14 protein-coding genes are annotated in these 15,043 nt (G+C 68.6%); 7 read left to right on the plus strand and 7 right to left on the minus strand.

Features of this window, described 5'->3' with window-relative positions:
* Positions 1–51: 51 nt before the first annotated feature.
* The 7 genes from V6U77_RS10520 to V6U77_RS10550 all read right to left on the minus strand — a co-directional run bounded on the left by V6U77_RS10520 (position 52) and on the right by V6U77_RS10550 (position 6,241).
* Positions 52–2,007, minus strand: coding sequence for a hypothetical protein (locus V6U77_RS10520; RefSeq protein ID WP_334606072.1), 1,956 nt, complete (start codon positions 2,005–2,007; stop codon positions 52–54).
* Between the two features lie 148 nt (positions 2,008–2,155).
* On the minus strand, positions 2,156–2,347 hold the full coding sequence (locus V6U77_RS10525; RefSeq protein ID WP_334606073.1) for a hypothetical protein: 192 nt from the start codon (positions 2,345–2,347) through the stop codon (positions 2,156–2,158).
* Positions 2,344–3,576: an ArdC-like ssDNA-binding domain-containing protein gene (locus V6U77_RS10530; RefSeq protein ID WP_334606074.1), complete on the minus strand. Its 1,233-nt coding sequence runs from the start codon at positions 3,574–3,576 to the stop codon at positions 2,344–2,346. The genes V6U77_RS10525 and V6U77_RS10530 overlap by 4 nt, the downstream gene beginning before the upstream one ends.
* 1 nt (position 3,577) lies before the next feature.
* Complete coding sequence (locus V6U77_RS10535) at positions 3,578–3,754, minus strand: hypothetical protein (RefSeq protein WP_327027847.1); 177 nt, start codon at positions 3,752–3,754, stop codon at positions 3,578–3,580.
* A gap of 61 nt (positions 3,755–3,815) precedes the next feature.
* Positions 3,816–4,565 carry a hypothetical protein gene (locus V6U77_RS10540; RefSeq protein ID WP_334606075.1) on the minus strand — a complete coding sequence of 250 codons (750 nt, stop codon included), beginning with the start codon at positions 4,563–4,565 and terminating at the stop codon, positions 3,816–3,818.
* Between the two features lie 27 nt (positions 4,566–4,592).
* Positions 4,593–5,660 carry a M23 family metallopeptidase gene (locus V6U77_RS10545; RefSeq protein WP_334606076.1) on the minus strand — a complete coding sequence of 356 codons (1,068 nt, stop codon included), beginning with the start codon at positions 5,658–5,660 and terminating at the stop codon, positions 4,593–4,595.
* Positions 5,657–6,241 (minus strand): hypothetical protein, encoded by a 585-nt coding sequence (locus V6U77_RS10550; RefSeq protein WP_334606077.1) that lies wholly within the window; start codon positions 6,239–6,241, stop codon positions 5,657–5,659. Before V6U77_RS10550 ends, V6U77_RS10545 begins: the two co-directional genes overlap by 4 nt.
* 181 nt (positions 6,242–6,422) lie before the next feature.
* Between V6U77_RS10550 and V6U77_RS10555 the strand changes: the two genes are divergently transcribed.
* Genes V6U77_RS10555 through V6U77_RS10585 form a run of 7 tightly spaced genes read left to right on the plus strand, consistent with a single transcriptional unit; the run spans position 6,423 to position 14,900 of the window.
* Positions 6,423–6,773, plus strand: coding sequence for a hypothetical protein (locus V6U77_RS10555; RefSeq protein WP_250100100.1), 351 nt, complete (start codon positions 6,423–6,425; stop codon positions 6,771–6,773).
* On the plus strand, positions 6,773–7,516 hold the full coding sequence (locus tag V6U77_RS10560; RefSeq protein WP_334606078.1) for a hypothetical protein: 744 nt from the start codon (positions 6,773–6,775) through the stop codon (positions 7,514–7,516). Before V6U77_RS10555 ends, V6U77_RS10560 begins: the two co-directional genes overlap by 1 nt.
* A complete protein-coding gene (locus V6U77_RS10565; protein ID WP_334606079.1) occupies positions 7,513–8,832 on the plus strand; it encodes a hypothetical protein in 1,320 nt (439 codons plus the stop codon). Before V6U77_RS10560 ends, V6U77_RS10565 begins: the two co-directional genes overlap by 4 nt.
* A 5-nt stretch (positions 8,833–8,837) precedes the next feature.
* Positions 8,838–10,322: an SCO6880 family protein gene (locus V6U77_RS10570; RefSeq protein ID WP_334606080.1), complete on the plus strand. Its 1,485-nt coding sequence runs from the start codon at positions 8,838–8,840 to the stop codon at positions 10,320–10,322.
* A 26-nt stretch (positions 10,323–10,348) separates the two neighbouring features.
* Entirely contained in the window at positions 10,349–11,782 is a 1,434-nt protein-coding gene (locus tag V6U77_RS10575) for a hypothetical protein (RefSeq protein ID WP_334606081.1), read from the plus strand.
* Positions 11,779–13,599 carry a type IV secretory system conjugative DNA transfer family protein gene (locus V6U77_RS10580; RefSeq protein ID WP_334606082.1) on the plus strand — a complete coding sequence of 607 codons (1,821 nt, stop codon included), beginning with the start codon at positions 11,779–11,781 and terminating at the stop codon, positions 13,597–13,599. The genes V6U77_RS10575 and V6U77_RS10580 overlap by 4 nt, the downstream gene beginning before the upstream one ends.
* Entirely contained in the window at positions 13,599–14,900 is a 1,302-nt protein-coding gene (locus V6U77_RS10585; RefSeq protein ID WP_334606083.1) for a toprim domain-containing protein, read from the plus strand. The genes V6U77_RS10580 and V6U77_RS10585 overlap by 1 nt, the downstream gene beginning before the upstream one ends.
* Positions 14,901–15,043: the final 143 nt, after the last annotated feature.

The raw sequence follows: 15,043 nt of genomic DNA on the forward strand, positions 1-15,043 counted from the left end.
CTCGGCCGGCAGCCTGCACGCCATGTGACACCCGTTGGCGCGCGACGGTATCTACTCCTCGTCGCGCTCTATGCCATTTATGGCTGACAAGCAGAAGTCATCGTTCATCTTGATTACCAGCGCGACGATCAGCCTGAGCGCGGTGATGTAGGTGCGGAAGTGCGCAGGCTCGCCGTCTGCGTTCGCCTGTGATCCGTGAAGGTATTTGTTTCGCAGTTCTGGACCGTTACTGAACTCCACCTTGTTGAGGTAGTAGTTGAAGTAGCTGCCCTCTGGCGCGGACAACAGCGACGCACGCCGAGTCACCCACCCCCTTGCGACCATCGAGTCTACCTCCGCCCGCCCCTGATTTGAGAGGTGGTAGTAGCTGACCGCTTGAGTCCTGAACAGTAACCTCAGAATTAGGAACTGCTCACGTCTGGCGATCTGCACGCGCGTGCCGGTGTCCTCAAGAACGCCGAGCGTGATCAGGTGGTCGACCGTCGACCTCTGATGTTCCGCAAAGTCGACGTAAGAGACCTCGTTCTGAATAAGGAGCTGCGCGGCGTTCTGACCGTTCAGTGCATCGCTGATGTACGTCAACCCCGATTGGTCTGAGAAGAGAGCGTGAAGAACGCCGGATATCTCCTCGCTCTCGTCCGCGTAGACGTACTTTCCGACGAGCAGGCTTGGCACATGCTTGTAGCGAACGGGGTCCGATGTGACTGCAAGAAGATCCCTGTCGAGCTCGCCGTTCTCTACGTACAGGGTGAACTGCATGGCGACGCTCTCCATCTCAGCAAAAAGATGCCTAGCCTTCTGAAGGTAGGACGAGCCACTGCCCGAAGGCGTGAATGAAAAGTTCATGGCGTCAAACTCTTCGACGAGATACTCCTCGAAGAACCAGGCGATTACTGTTTCCAGGTCTATGTCGTGCGACGCTAGGTAGTGGTGGTAGAGACGCGTCTGCAGCAGCGAGCTCATATCGATGGCGTGAAATGCCATGCCAACGTGGTAGTCGGTCTTGCCTGTAGTCGCCAGAAACCTTTCAAAGACGCCTAGGTCCGCCGGGTACGCAGGCAATGTGAGTAGGACGTAACGATCGGCGAACTCGAAAAGGTGCTGGAAGTTGTTGAGGATGCTGGGGCTGTCTAGGGTCTGATCCAGCCAACTGCGGCCGTACGTGAAGGTTGCCACCGTCCCGTCCATGTCGACCATGAACGGATCATCCTGAGTGTCAGATATGCATACTTCACAGCCAGTCTTGACCCCTGCGTTGTCGCGGAAGAGCTCCTCGGTCATTCGGTCTTTGCGCCGCTTCGCCCTCAACTTGAGCTTGGCGTCGACGCCGGTCTGGCTGTTGACGGGGGCGGTCTCAATCAGCCCGACGTAGTTTGGGTTCGCGTCGACGCTATCGACATAACCTTGCAACAACTCACGTGCGTCGACGGGGGTGAAACTTTTCGGAAGATGCACTTCGTTCCTGCTGTCCTTGTGCATGTACTTCCGTACTACATGCTCGGCGTTGCGCACGTCCGACACGAGCACGTCGCGCAATTGGGAGTCGCATGCCTGCACAAGCCTCTTGTTCGCGAGCATCACGCCGAGGTCGACACCTGTTGCGTTGAGCGCGGATAGCATGCCCTCTGGGTTGCAGCGCTCGAACGCCTTATTCCTACCTAGAAGCTCAAGCAGATCCGCGTGATAATCGTAGTCGACCGCCTGAACGAGCTCACCGACATTCGTGTCATCGATCGCGGTAAAGAATCTCGCAATGACGCTGCGCAGGGCCGGAATCCGTGCTCGGGTCTGCGCACGTTGCGCGTCGGTATACCCAGCTGGGAAGAACCCAGCTTCGATATACTGCTGAACGTTGTGCAACTCGATGATGTCCGCGGTGCACGTCGGGACGTCCGCAGCATCGAAGCGCTCAGCGATTTCGGCAGCGCGGCCAGCTTGCCAGTGCGTCGCAATGTCTGTGGCACCGTAGAACCGAACGCGCCGCGCCGTCGAATCCTCGCTACTCATCGCCCTCCACCACTTGAAAATTCGAGCCGCACGGTACGCCAGGCACCGTCGTTGAAGGTGGCGCCACGGAGAGGATGCTTTTGCATCGGCCAGTTGTCAATCTGGTCAGAGCGGGTGTTCCTCTCATCGGCAAAGCCGCGGGCGCTGGCTACGTCCCAGAGATTACGTAGGCAGCGAGGATGTAGTTGGGATGCCGGTCGAGGTTCTTGCGGGCCCGGTCGTAGCGCGTGGTGGTACGCGGGTCGACGTGGCGAGCAGCGATCGGCACGTCGCGCAGGCTGACGCCCCCGTCGAGCTTCGTCGTCACGAACGTGTGCCGCAGCATGTGGGATTGCATCATGGTTGGCGCGCTCCTCTCCGGACGGTGACGGCGTTGGCAGCGGCCGGGGCTGGAGCTAGGTCGCCGGCGTACACCGTTCGGGGAAGCGGTGGAAACGCGCGCGCGGCTGCGACGAGCGGCTGGTCGATGCTGGCGGTCGCACGGCTGACGGAGGCTTCGGCGGTGGCGCGCGCCGCTGAGGCGCGGCGTACACCGCTGGTCACTTGGGCGGCCAGCGCCGGTGCGACGGTGGCGCCATCGGGGGTGCGGTTGGTGTCGACGGCTTCGGTGATGCGGAATGCGGAGGCCACGATGCGCTGGCCGGCAGCCTGCACGAGGCCCTCTGGGCTCTGGCCGGTCTGCTCGGCGGCGCGCTGCGCCCATAGAGCAACGTAGGCGAAGGTGTACGTCGAGGTGTCCAGCCCGTAGCGTTCGGCGACCAGGAACGCGACGCTCTCGGCCTCGACCTCCCGCTCGCCCCGGCAGCCGCGGGTGGTCTCCCAACCGAAGTCGCTTGGCGTGTGCAGGTCCACGTGGCCGAGCTCGTGGATCATCGTTTTGACTGCCTGGGCGTCGTCCACGTCGTCGCGGACCCTGATCAACCGGTTGGTGTAGTCGGTGAACCCGTTCGCGCCTCGGCAGTCACCGCGCTCAACGGTGTATCCCCGCTCCTCGGCGAGCATGACCAGCTGGTCGTACAACCCTGGGGGCGCCTGGCCCTCGAGGAGTTGGGGCATAACGTCAGCGGATGCAGGTCCGCCGGGCACATCGATGTCCGGACCTTCGGTCTGGCTGATGTCGAAGACGGCCACGGGCTTGAACGTGTGTAGGATTCGCGCCGGCTGGGCGGTCTGCTCCCCTGCCGACAGCTGAGGGCCTTGCTTCGTGGGCTCGCTGCGGTCCTTGGAGCTTTCCTCTGGATCGTCCGTCACGCGCTTCGTGACTGGGGCCAGGATGGCAATGCCCTTCTCACCCTTGCGCACGTGCCGACCGAATTCGGTCTTCCACCGCTTGTAGCCGGCCACCCACGTTGCATCTGGGCGCTGCGCCATGATCAGCAAGACGTTGTTGAAGGAGTAGCCGTGGAACTTGGCGGCGAACTGAAGCCAGCGGCGCCACTGATCGCTGTCCGTGATCTTGCCGACCTCCGCGACAACGCGCTCGTGGAGGTCGGCGAGCTTGGCCCGTCGATCGGCGGCCCATTGTTCTCGCTGCTTGTCGCTTGGCGACGTCCCTCGTCGGGTAGCCATGTCAGCGTCCCGCCGATCCGTCCTGGTGCAGGCCCATCCGGGTGGCAAGCTGGTTGATGAGCCTCTGCTGGGCGTCGAGCTGGCGCTGTTGCGCCTCGCAGGTCGCGGTGAGGTCGTCGATCTGGTCCTGCAGCGCGGTGATGATGGCGTCTCGGTCAAGTTGCGGCTGAATACTCATCGCGGTCCCTTCAGTGGTGGTGGTTGGCGTGGCTGGGCGGCGAGGCTGGGATGGGAACTCGTCAGCGGCTTCGCCGGGGCGATGCCGGTTGGGGAACGGCGGCCGCCGGACTCACGGTGGGGGCAGCGGTGTGGCTGGCCGGGAATGGCCGGAAAGCGGCGGCCACTGTGGAAGCGACCGGGAAAGATGGGAGCGTGGGTTCTTCGGGCGGGGCCTTGAGGACTCCGCCGATGACGTCGACGAACCAGTCCACGGCGGGTGGTCCGTCGATCTGAGTCCTGCTGATCTGCTGCTCGCCGCCTTTCTTGGCCAAGGCGGCGTAGATCGCTTGGCTGGTGGAATGGCGGGCGTCCTGCCGCCCCTGCCTCTGGCCGTGGTTCCAGCCGGCGACGACGCCTGCGGCGATGGGACTCAGGTCGGGGTAGTCGGTGCGGGCGGCCGCGTGGGCGCTCTCGCAGGCACGGCCGGGGGTGTTCTGAGGGCCGGTCCGGCCGATGACGGTGGCGGCTTCTGCCACCGCCCATAGGAGGTTGCGGGCGTCGGGGTCGTCGATTCCGGTGCGAGTGAGTCGGGACATGGCGTCAAAGGCAGCGTTTTGGAAACCTTCCACGGCTCGCCGGTGTCCAGCTTCCGCGCCGCTCCGGTAGCCGGGCTTCCACGCGGCGTCGACGACGGCGCGTTCGGCGGCCGGTGACGTGGGCATTCGTCCGGTCAGTGCTTGGCTGATGGGTGCGGCCAGCCGATCCACGGACATCCCGGGCATGCGGGACTGCAGGTGAAACAGCATCGTCCAGGCTCTGATCTGGTCCATCGGGTCTCCACTCACAGGAGGTGGGGGTCAGAAGCGGATGCCTAGGTCAGCCATGACGACTGCCGGGTCCTGCGCCGTGTTGTTGTTGATCGGCGGCGCGTTGCGGTGGATCTGGTAGTGCAGGTGTGGGCCGCTGGAGTGGCCGGTGGAACCGACGCGACCGATCTCCTGGCCGACGTCGACGGTTTGCCCGGGGACGACACTCAGGGAGACCAGGTGGCAGTAGGTGGTGCCCATCCCGCCGGCGTGCTGGACCTCGACGGTCAGCCCACAGCCGGGCAGCTCGGGGTTGCCGGGGCGGTCGCAGTAGGCGCTGGTGCACTCGGCGGAGGTGACGGTGCCGGCGGCTGCCGCCAGGACCGGTGTGCCGGTGGGGGCGATCAGGTCGATCCCGCGGTGAGCGCGGTTCCCCCGGGGGGCGCCCCATCCGTCACCGACGCTGTAGCTGCCCTCGGGCAGGGGCACCCGCCACTCGCCAGTCGCGCCCCCACTGCAGCTGATGCCCAGCTGGCCGCGGACGAGCTGCACCAGGCTTTGAGCCTCGCTCTGCCACTTCGCGTACGCGTCCGGGTACTTGGAGACCTGCACCGCCTGGGCGGCCTCGGCCAGGGACATGTGCTCCCAGCCGTTGACCGTGACCAGAGCGTCGTAGAACTTCCCGGCGGCGTAGTCGGGGGTCATGCGCTGCACGACAGTGCCCCACCCGGGCCGCTGCTGGAACAGGCCCACGGAGTCGTGGTCGCGTCCGACGCCCTCGTGGGGAATGCCCAAGGATTCCGGCACCGTCGAGTTGGCGAGGTTCCGCAGTGTCGACTCCTGCATCGCCGTCGCGACGGCAACCGTCCACCCCTTCGACGGCACGTTCTTTTCGGCGCCGACCCGGACGATGGTGGCGGCGTGGCCGACCTGCGCCGGGTTCCAGGAGGCGTCTGCCGCGCTTCCGGCCGGGTTATATGAGGGTGACGGTGGGACGACGGTGCACTGGTAAGGGGGCAATGCCACCACCACACCGCCGACCATGACCAGCGTGAGCGGTACGAGGAACGCGACGGCCAGGGCGGCGGCGCCCCATTTCCACGCCGTGCTGCTGTTCATGGCCGCACCGGCTGGACGTCGTAGTGCGCCACCCGCCATCCGGGCTGGCCGCTGTCTCCGGCGCGCAGGGTGCAGAACACGACACTGTGCTCAGTCCAGCCACGCCATCCGTCGTCGCCGACCGGTGTCGCGGTGAGTCGTATGGCCCGGTGCGCCTCGATGGTGCTGTCGTGCTGCGGGTGCATATCCGGCTGTGGACGCACGTGGACGTCGACGCGTACGCGGTGCGCAGCCCACGTCTCCCATCGGCCGTCGCGGTCAGCGGCAGCGCTCTGACCCGCCAGTGCCCCGGTGGCGTAGGCCGACGCGCGGGCGAAGGCGTCGCCGGGCCCGGTGTCGCGCGTGGTGTCGACCCGGTAAAGGGCGGTGACGAACGCCTGGCATACGTGCGCCGGATCGGTGTAGTCGGCCTTCGAGTCACGTGGCGGCACTGCGGGAGGCGCGACCGAGGGTGCGGCGGCGGTCGGCTGAGCGGCAGTGTCCTGTCGGCTGGGGGCGGCGGGGCGGGTCGCGCAGCCAGCCACGGCTGCCACCAGCATCGCGGCGCCGAGCGCGCCGGCGCTCGGCGGCGTGATCTTCATGGAGAACATGGCGTGACGATGCCGCCTGGGTAGCGCCGTTACCGCTGCCATCGCAGGTCACGAGGGGTGGTAACGCTGCCGGCTACACCAGCGGCAACGGTCCCGTCAGCGCCACACGGCGAAGGTCATCGGCAGACGCACCACCCGGTGCGACACCCCGACGATGACCTAGGAGAGACCCGTGCTCGCTACCTTGCTCGCGTTCGCGGCCGACAACACCCAGGGAGCGGTCGACGTCCTGGCCGCGGCGCCCTCTCCGAGTGGCGCGCCCAAGCCGGTCGACGTACCCAATCCGGCCCCGGTCGCACCCGAGGGTTTGCAGGCCTTCGGTGACATGTTCTTGGGCTGGATGAAGTGGGTCCTCATGATTGGCGGGGTCGCTGGCCTGTTCGCTTCCGGGATCATGATGACCGTCGGTCGGCGCAACCGGTCCTCGCTGGCCGCCGACGGCGCGGCCGGCATCCCGTGGGTCCTCGGCGGGCTCACCCTCGGCGCGATGGGCGCCCTGGTTGTCGGCGCGGTCCTGCGGTAATGACCTACGACGTCATCGACCGGGCCCGGCACCGCACCCGTCGCTGGGTCACCACCATCACTCTCGCGGCCGCGGCGGCGACTTCGCTCGGCGTCGCGGCCGTCGCCGCCATGCGCGACGAACCCACCGCGGCTGCGCAGCAGGCGGGCGTCACCGCCGCCGCTCCTGTCCCTGACCCCACTGCCCGCGCCGTGGCATTGCCCGCCGACCTCAGATGGACGCCGGTTGCCGGGATCTCCCTGCCCGTGTCCGGTCAGGCCGGTCCGCTCGACACCAGCGGCGGTGCAGCGCGACGCTTCAGCCACGACGAGGCTGGTGCGCTTCTCGCCGCAGTGCACATCACGGTGCGCTGCGCCCCTCAGCTCGGACCGGGCGTGTTCGACCAGACCCTGCAGAAGCAGGTCGTCGGCGCGGACGCCCCGGCGATGCGGTCGACGATCGGGCAGGACTACGACCACCTACGCGCCAACGCCAACGTCCCGTACGGGCAGCCGGTCGGGCGCCTGGAGGCGGTACTGCGCGGATACCAGCTGACCAACTACAGCCAACAGGCGGCGTCCGTGCTGCTTCTCACCGAGGCCCGTGACGCGCAGGGCAACCCCCTGCTGGCCGCCACGACCGTGTACCTGCAGTGGACCGGCACGGACTGGGCGCTGCTCGCCCCAGCCGGCGGTGACTTCAGCGCGGCGGTGTCGCGAGCGGGCAGCCCGGACGGCTTCCATCCCTTCATCCCTGGACGGTGATCATGTGCAATCCGTTCATGCCTGTGAGCTGCACGGGCGTCTTCGGTGCAGAGAGCAGCGTCAGCGAGAAGATCGGCGGCTCGGTCACCGACATGTTCCTCGGCGGGCTCGCGGGCTCGATGAACGACGCCATCAAGTGGGTCATCACCGTCATGGCGTCCTGGATCTTGGTGCCCTCCACGGATCTGTGCGTTGGCGACCCGAACGCGGCGGGCTGGCTCGCTGACTGCAACGCCGCTGGTGGGCCCGCTCAGCAGTTACGGGGCTTCCTCCTGCCGATCACGGTCCTGGTCATGGTCGGTGGCCTGATCTGGCAGGGCATCACCATGGTCATCACCCGCAAGGGCGAGCCGATGCTGCAAGCCGTTCGCGGGGTGTGGACCAGCGCGCTGTGGGGCGCCATCGGCATCGGTGGAACCCACCTGGCACTCAAGGCCTCGGATTCATACTCCTTGTGGATCTTGGACAGAGCCATCATCAACGGCTCCAACAGGCCACCCCTCGACGCGCTCAGCGCGGCGCTGGGTTCCATGCTCCTACCAACTGCCGGCGTGACACCCCTGGTGACGATCTTCATCGGCGGCCTGGTCTTCTTCCTCTCCGCTGTCCAGGCCGTACTGATGATCTTCCGCGAGGGCTCGGTGGTGATCCTCGCCGGCACTCTGCAGCTGGCGGCCACCGGCTCGATCATGCGCGGCACCAGCCAGTGGCTGTCGAAGGTCACCGGCTGGGGAATCGCGCTGATCGCGTTCAAGCCCGTCGCCATGACCGTGTATGCGACGGGCTACATCCTCACCGACGGCAACGGGCGCAGCTTTCTCATGGGCCTCGCGGTGCTGGTGCTCTCCGTGGTCGCACTCCCGACGATGATGAAGTTCTTCAGCTGGACGACTGGCGCGATCGCCTCCGGCGGGGGCAGCGCCGGGATGGCCGCCGCCGGCGCTGCAGCGGGTTTGCACGCCGCGTCGTCGCTGCGCAGCGCCGGCGGGTCCAGCGCCGGCGAGCACGCCCGCTACCTCGACACGAGCCTGGGCGGTACGTCCAGCGGCGGACCGACCGGCGCCGTCCCCGTCACACCGACGGCAATGCCCCGTGCTGGGGCGTCAACTGCCGCCAGCGACATTCCCGTCGGGGGTGCCGCGGGTCGCACTGCCGCCGCAGGGCGCGCCGCCGGAGGTAAGGCGACGGCAGCCTCAGGAGTCGACGCAGCCGCGACAGGGCCTACCGCTCTCGTCGTCACGGGCGTCGCCACGGCCGCGGAAGCCGGTGGCAGCGCCGCCAAGTCCGCCGCCTCCACTAGCCAGGACAACAGGTGACCACCATGACCACTGACCAGCAGATCCGCACCTACGGTGGCTGGCGGCGCAGCCGCGGGATGGGCCTGCTCGGCCTCGGCCCAGCTCAGACCCTCAGCGTGTTCGCGGCGATCACCACGCTGCTGATCGCCGCGTCGATCAGCATGACCGCATTGGCGTGGGTGGCCGCTCCCGCCGTCGCCACCATCGCCCTGCTACTACTGCGCTGGGACGGCGTACCGCTGGCCACCGGCATCATCCGGCGCGTCCGATGGCTGATCGGCACCACCCGCGGCTACACCTCCTACCGGTCCGGGGTGATGGCCGTCGGCGAGAGCGCCTGGCAGCTGCCCGGTGTCCTCGCTCCGACCACCGTGCTCACGGTCGCCGACGAGACCGGTGGCAACTACGGCGTCGTCTACAACCGACGGCTGGGCAGCATGACGGTGACGTTGCGCTGCGCCGCCACCTCCACCTGGCTCGCCGACCCGGACGCCACCGCATCGTGGGTCGCGAACTGGGGAGGCTGGCTTGCCAACCTCGGCTACCTACCCACGGTCCAGCACATCGCGGTAGCCGTCGACACCGCACCCGACCCTGGCTCCCGGTTGTCCGACTACATCTCCGGCCGAATCGTGCCGCACGGTCCCGCCGCCGCGAGGCGGGTCCTGCAGCGCCTAGTGGAGGTGTCCCCCGCTGCCGCTGCCGACATCGGAACCCGTGTCAGCATCACCTTCAATCCGGCGGCGTCTCCGACGAAGCCGAAGGGCGTCGAGGAGGCACTGGCGGAGATCAGCCGCGCCCTGACCGGGCTGCAGGACTCGCTGGGCACTTGCGGGCTGACGGTCCTCGGTCGGGCCACCGCCGACCAGGTCACCGCAATCGTGCGCACCGCCTACGATCCCGCCATCCGCGGTGACGTCGCTCGCCTGGGCGCGCGCGACGGCGATCTGGCCCGGTGGTTGGACTGGGACTCAGCCGGCCCGGTCGCCGCCGAGGAACACGTCGACCGCTACGTCCATGACTCCGGCACATCGGTGACCTGGTCGATGCACGAGGCACCGCGGCAGTCGGTACACGCCGACGTTCTCGCACGGCTGCTGGCGCCCGGCCCGTACCCGAAGCGGGTGAGCCTGATCTATCGGCCGCTGCCCGCTGGCGATGCGGCCCGTGTCGTGGAGGCGGAGGTCAACGCCGCGCAGTTCCGGCAGGCCTACCACCGGGCGCAGAAGCGGGACGAGTCCGCCCGCGACCTCGCCGACCGGGAACGCGCCAACCAGACCGCCCGCGAGGAGGCGGTGGGCGCCGGCGTCGGGCTGATGTCGGTGTTCTGCACCATCACCGTCCTCAACCCCGAGGACCTCGGCAAGGCCGTCGCCGACGTCGAGTCACGCGCCGACATCGCGAAGATCAGATTCCGTCGGATGTGGGCGAGCCAGGCGGCGGGTTTCGCCACCACGCTGCCGTGCGGTGTCTGTCCCCCGCAGCTGTCCCGCCATTGGCCCCGCTGACCATCGCCCCACTGGAGGAAATCCTGATGGCACCGACCACCGCCGGTCTCGCCCCCGCGTGGGGAGTGCGCGCCCCGGGCGCCGGCCGCGCCAGCCACGTCGACCCCGGAATGGAATACCAGGGCACCACCGTCCAGTTGGCCGGGCTGTATCCGTTCGTCGCCGGCTCCGGAGCACCGACCCTCGGCACCCCGATCGGCCGACACATGCTGTGGGGCGAGGTCGTCTGCCTCGACCCCCTCGAATGGCTGCGCGCCGGCCTCATCACCAACCCCGGCATGTTCGTGCTCGGCCAGCCCGGCGTCGGCAAGAGCACCATCGTCAAGCGGCTGATCACCGGCATGACCGCCACCGGCACGCAGGCGCTCATCCTCGGCGACACCAAACCTGACTACACCCGCCTGGTCGAGCACCTCGGCGGGCAGGTCATTCGCATCGGCCGCGGTCTCGACCGACTCAACCCCCTCGACTCCGGGCCCTTGGGTACGGCGATGAAGCGCATGGGCGCCGCGGAGGCGCGGCAGCTGCGCCTGGAGATCCGCGGCCGCCGCATGTCGCTGCTGCTGGCTCTGTGCGCCCTTGTGCGGGGCCGGCAGATCGACAACCCGGAGGAGGTCGTCCTCGGGCGGGCGATCGACGTGCTCGCCGAGCGGTCCGAAGCCGATCCGACCGTGCCTGACGTGCTTGCCCTGATCGAGGCCGGCAGTGACGAGCTGCGCACTGCGGCACGGGCCCGCAGTGACGGGGAGTACCGCCGCCGCGTCGACGCGCTCGTGCCGACCCTCGCGCTGTTGTGCGAGGGCAGCCTCCGCGGGGTGTTCGACGGTCCCACCACCCGGCCCCTGGACCTGGATGCGCCGGCGGTCAGCGTCGACATCTCCCGTGTCGCCGCCGCCGGCGACCAGCTCGTGGCAGCTGCGATGCTGTGCGTGTGGGGCTACGGCTTCGGGGTGGTGGATGCGGCAGCCGTGCTCGCCGAGCAGGGTCTCGCCCCGCGTCGGCAGTACCTCGGGGTGATGGACGAGCTGTGGCGGGCCCTACGCGGTGCGTCCGGGCTGGTCGAGCACGCCGACGCGCTGACCCGCCTGAACCGGCAGCGTGGGATGGCCTCGGTCATGGTCACCCACTCGCTGGCAGACCTCGACGCCCTGCCCACCGAGGAGGACCGCGCCAAGGCGCAGGGCTTCATCGAACGGTCCGCCATCAAGATCCTGGCCGGGCTGCCGCCTCGGGAACTGGCCCGGGTCAACGAAGTCATCCGCCTGTCCGGGCCGGAGCGGGACCTGGTGTCGTCGTGGGCGGCGCCGGAAGCGTGGTTCGCCGGCAGCGTGCACCCGGGCCGCGGCAAGTATCTGGTCAAGACCGGTGAGCGGCCCGGCCTTCCGGTGGCGCTGTCGCTGGTCGGTGAGGAGTGGGAGCTCTACGACACCGACACCGCGATCCGGCAGGCGCAGCCGTGAGCACCCAGCCCGTCGAGCCGCGCGGCAACGCCGGAGGGCTACAGACCCCGTTCATGGTGCTCGGCCTGGCCTGGGGGGCCATCATCTTGGTGTGGCTGTCTTGGCTCGCAGGGCGGATCGCCGCAATCGTTACCGGTAACGCGGCCGGGCCACGCTTCGGCGGTCCGTTCGTGCAGTCGCTGTTCGCTGCCGATTGGGCCGCCCTGTTCCCGGGCGTGCCGCCGCCGCTGGTAGCGGTGATCTACACCGTCATCCTGGCGGTCACGGTGGCTGCGGTAACGGCAGGTTGGCTGTGGTGGCAGGACCGCCGGCCGCCGGCGGACGACCCGCTGCCGTCGCTGGCTACCCCGTCGGAGGTGCGCCCGATGACGTTGCCGGAAGTCGCCCAGCGGGCGCGTCGGCTACGACCCAGCCTCGCCCACGTGCCGGGGAACGCGATCGAACCGGGCTCGGCGGGGCTGATGTTGGGCGGGCACCGACGTCGACGTGGCAGCGGCGCGCCCCTGTATGCCTCCTGGGAGGACGTCCTGGTGGCGCTGATGGCGCCCCGGGCCGGCAAAACCACCGCGCTGGCGGTCCCGGCGGTAATCAACGCGCCAGGTCCGGTCATCGCTACCAGCAACAAAGCGGATCTGTGGGCAGTCACCGCCGCGCACCGCGCCGAGCACGGCAGGGTCTGGGTGTTCGACCCACAGGCCATCACTCACGAACAGCAGAGCTGGTGGTGGAACCCGCTGGAAGCCGTCGGCGGGATCGAGGACGCCCAACGACTGGCCGACCACTTCGTTCAGCAGATTCGCAACGGCCGCGGCGGCGACGACTTTTGGATCCTCGGTGCCTTGGACCTGCTGACCTCCCTGATCCTGGCGGCCGCGCTCGACGGGGGCACGCTCACGTCGGTGCAACGGTGGCTGTCGGACTCCACTGCTCGGGAACCCGGCGAGATCCTCCAGACCCACGGGTACGCCGCGGCCGCCCGAGCCTTGGCCGGCCGGCAGGCCGGCGCGCCGGAGACCCGCGAAGGCCTGTACGAGACGGCCCGGACCGCAGCCGCCTGCTTGGCCAACCCGCAGATCATGGCCTGGGTCACCCCGCCAAAGCACCGGGTGTTGCCGGTCCTCGACGTGCGGACGTTCCCCGGCAGCGCAGACACCATGTACCTGCTCAGCAAGGACGGCGCCGGTAACGCCGCCCCGCTGGTCGCCGGGCTGGCCGACCAACTGCTCCGTGAGGCGGTGCGCACCGCCGAGGTGCGCGGCGGTCGACTCGACCCGCCCCTGGTCGCGGTACTGGACGAGGCAGCGAACATCTGCAAGATCCGCGACCTCCCTGACCTGTACTCGCACCTGGGCAGCCGGGGGGTGATCCCACTGACGATCCTGCAGTCATACCGGCAGGGCGCCCGAGTGTGGGGCGACAGGGGCATGGACACCCTCTGGTCGGCGGCCACAGCGAAACTCGTGGGCGCAGGCATCGACGACGCGAAGTTCGCCGAGGACCTGTCCCGGCTCGTCGGCGACCATGACATCACCGTGGCCTCCCGCACTCGCGACGGTCGGGGCGGCACCTCCTGGCAAACGTCGGTGCGGCGCCAGCGCATCCTCGACGCCGCCCAAATTCGCGCCATGCCCAAGGGCACCGCGCTGCTGCTGGCCACCGGCATCCGGGCCGTCATGCTGGACTTGCGGCCTTGGTACACCGGGCCACTGGCCGCAGAGCTCGCTGCGGCGGCAACCGCCGCCGAGGCACGGATCACCACCAACGCCAACCGGAACCACCACGGGATGACGCGTCCTGAGGAGGCGACGACGTCGTGATGGCCTCCCCTGACCCAGTCCGAGCGGCAAACACCGGCCGGGAGCACGATCCCCGGCGACTCCTTGCCGCCAACGAAGCCGCAGTGACCTGGTTCCGCAGCCAGCTCGCCGCCACCGAGGAGCCGCGCCACTACCTGACCAGCCGCGCCCTGGGCGCCCTGGTCGACAGGGAATGGCCCTGGCGGGTTGGCTACGCGCCACGGACCTGGTCGGCCTTGACGGATCACTTGAAGGAACTGGGTTTCGCTCCCGAGGAGCTTGTAGTCGCGGGGCTGTCCAGACCCATCCGCGACAGCCCGGATCGGTTAATCGATGTGTTCCGGGATCGGACCGTCTTTCCTATCCGCGATCCCGACGGACACGTCGTGGCGTTCATCGGCCGTGCCAGCAACCGATCCCTCGCCGCCGACCCGCAGCTGCCCAAGTACCTCAACACCCGTGAGTCGCCCCTCTACCGCAAGGACAAGCTGCTCTTCGGCGTGGCCGAGCAGCAGGACCGCATCCGGGCCGGCTGGCGGCCCGTACTCGTCGAGGGCCCGGCGGACACGATCGCCATCTGGCTCTCGTACTCTCGATCCGGCCTTCCCGGGGCGGTCGCGGTCGCACCGTGCGGCACGGCCTTCGGCGCAACCCAGGCCGCCATCCTCCGTTCGATGCCTGGATGCCGCGACGTCACCGTGGTGGCCTTCGACGGCGACCCGGCCGGACGCAAGGCCGCCGACGCCGCGTTCGACCTGCTACGGCAGCCGGGCGCGCAGGGCAGGCTGCTCGCCGCCGAGTTCGCGACCGGCGCCGACCCGGCCGACCTACTCATCCGGCCCAACGGTCGCGCGCAGTTGCGCGCCGCGCTGCGACACCAGACCCGGCCGCTGCTCTTCGCCGTCGTCGACCACCACCTCGACCGCCTGCTCAGCCGCAGCCCGCAGCTGCTCGACGACATCGGGGGCCGCTACGAGGCGGCGCGGATCCTCTCACCCCGAGTGCTCGACGCGGCAGACCCTGGTGAGGCGTACCGGCTCGCGCAGCACATCGTCGAGAGGACCCGGATCGCCGAGCGGTCCCCCGACGGTATCGGCACAGTGATGGCCTACGCCGCCGACGGTCTACTGCACCGAATCGGTGACTTCCCCGCAGGACTCGACAGCGGTCCCGCCAACTCAAACGCCGGTCGCTCCCGCCCGATCGCGGTTCCACCGCTGCGATCCGTACCCGCCTCTCCTCGGACACCCGCCGACCCCTCTCAACCTGGGCCCGCCTATGCGAGTCAGCTCGGCCCACGCCAGCAGCGCCGCCGAGCATGAATGAGGACGAGACGCGATTCAGCACGAGCGCTCTGCTTGCGCTGCATCCGCAGTTGCCGAACCTGGCCCACCAGGACGCCCATGACTGGCCCCACGGGGGTCCGAGCTCAACGAGCCGACGTCACGTCGCGTTACGGGAGGAG

The sequence above is a fragment of the Micromonospora sp. CPCC 205546 genome, from assembly GCF_036902715.1.
Lineage (GTDB): Bacteria > Actinomycetota > Actinomycetes > Mycobacteriales > Micromonosporaceae > Micromonospora.

Excerpts from the sequence above, each read along its gene's own strand:
- V6U77_RS10560 (WP_334606078.1), top strand. The coding sequence starts at position 6,773 with ATGACCTACGACGTCATCGACCGGGCCCGGCACCGCACCCGTCGCTGG.
- V6U77_RS10550 (WP_334606077.1), bottom strand. The coding sequence starts at position 6,241 with ATGAAGATCACGCCGCCGAGCGCCGGCGCGCTCGGCGCCGCGATGCTG.
- V6U77_RS10530 (WP_334606074.1), bottom strand. The coding sequence starts at position 3,576 with ATGGCTACCCGACGAGGGACGTCGCCAAGCGACAAGCAGCGAGAACAA.
- V6U77_RS10570 (WP_334606080.1), top strand. The coding sequence starts at position 8,838 with ATGACCACTGACCAGCAGATCCGCACCTACGGTGGCTGGCGGCGCAGC.
- V6U77_RS10540 (WP_334606075.1), bottom strand. The coding sequence starts at position 4,565 with ATGGACCAGATCAGAGCCTGGACGATGCTGTTTCACCTGCAGTCCCGC.
- V6U77_RS10575 (WP_334606081.1), top strand. The coding sequence starts at position 10,349 with ATGGCACCGACCACCGCCGGTCTCGCCCCCGCGTGGGGAGTGCGCGCC.
- V6U77_RS10535 (WP_327027847.1), bottom strand. The coding sequence starts at position 3,754 with ATGAGTATTCAGCCGCAACTTGACCGAGACGCCATCATCACCGCGCTG.
- V6U77_RS10585 (WP_334606083.1), top strand. The coding sequence starts at position 13,599 with ATGGCCTCCCCTGACCCAGTCCGAGCGGCAAACACCGGCCGGGAGCAC.
- V6U77_RS10525 (WP_334606073.1), bottom strand. The coding sequence starts at position 2,347 with ATGATGCAATCCCACATGCTGCGGCACACGTTCGTGACGACGAAGCTC.
- V6U77_RS10545 (WP_334606076.1), bottom strand. The coding sequence starts at position 5,660 with ATGAACAGCAGCACGGCGTGGAAATGGGGCGCCGCCGCCCTGGCCGTC.
- V6U77_RS10520 (WP_334606072.1), bottom strand. The coding sequence starts at position 2,007 with ATGAGTAGCGAGGATTCGACGGCGCGGCGCGTTCGGTTCTACGGTGCC.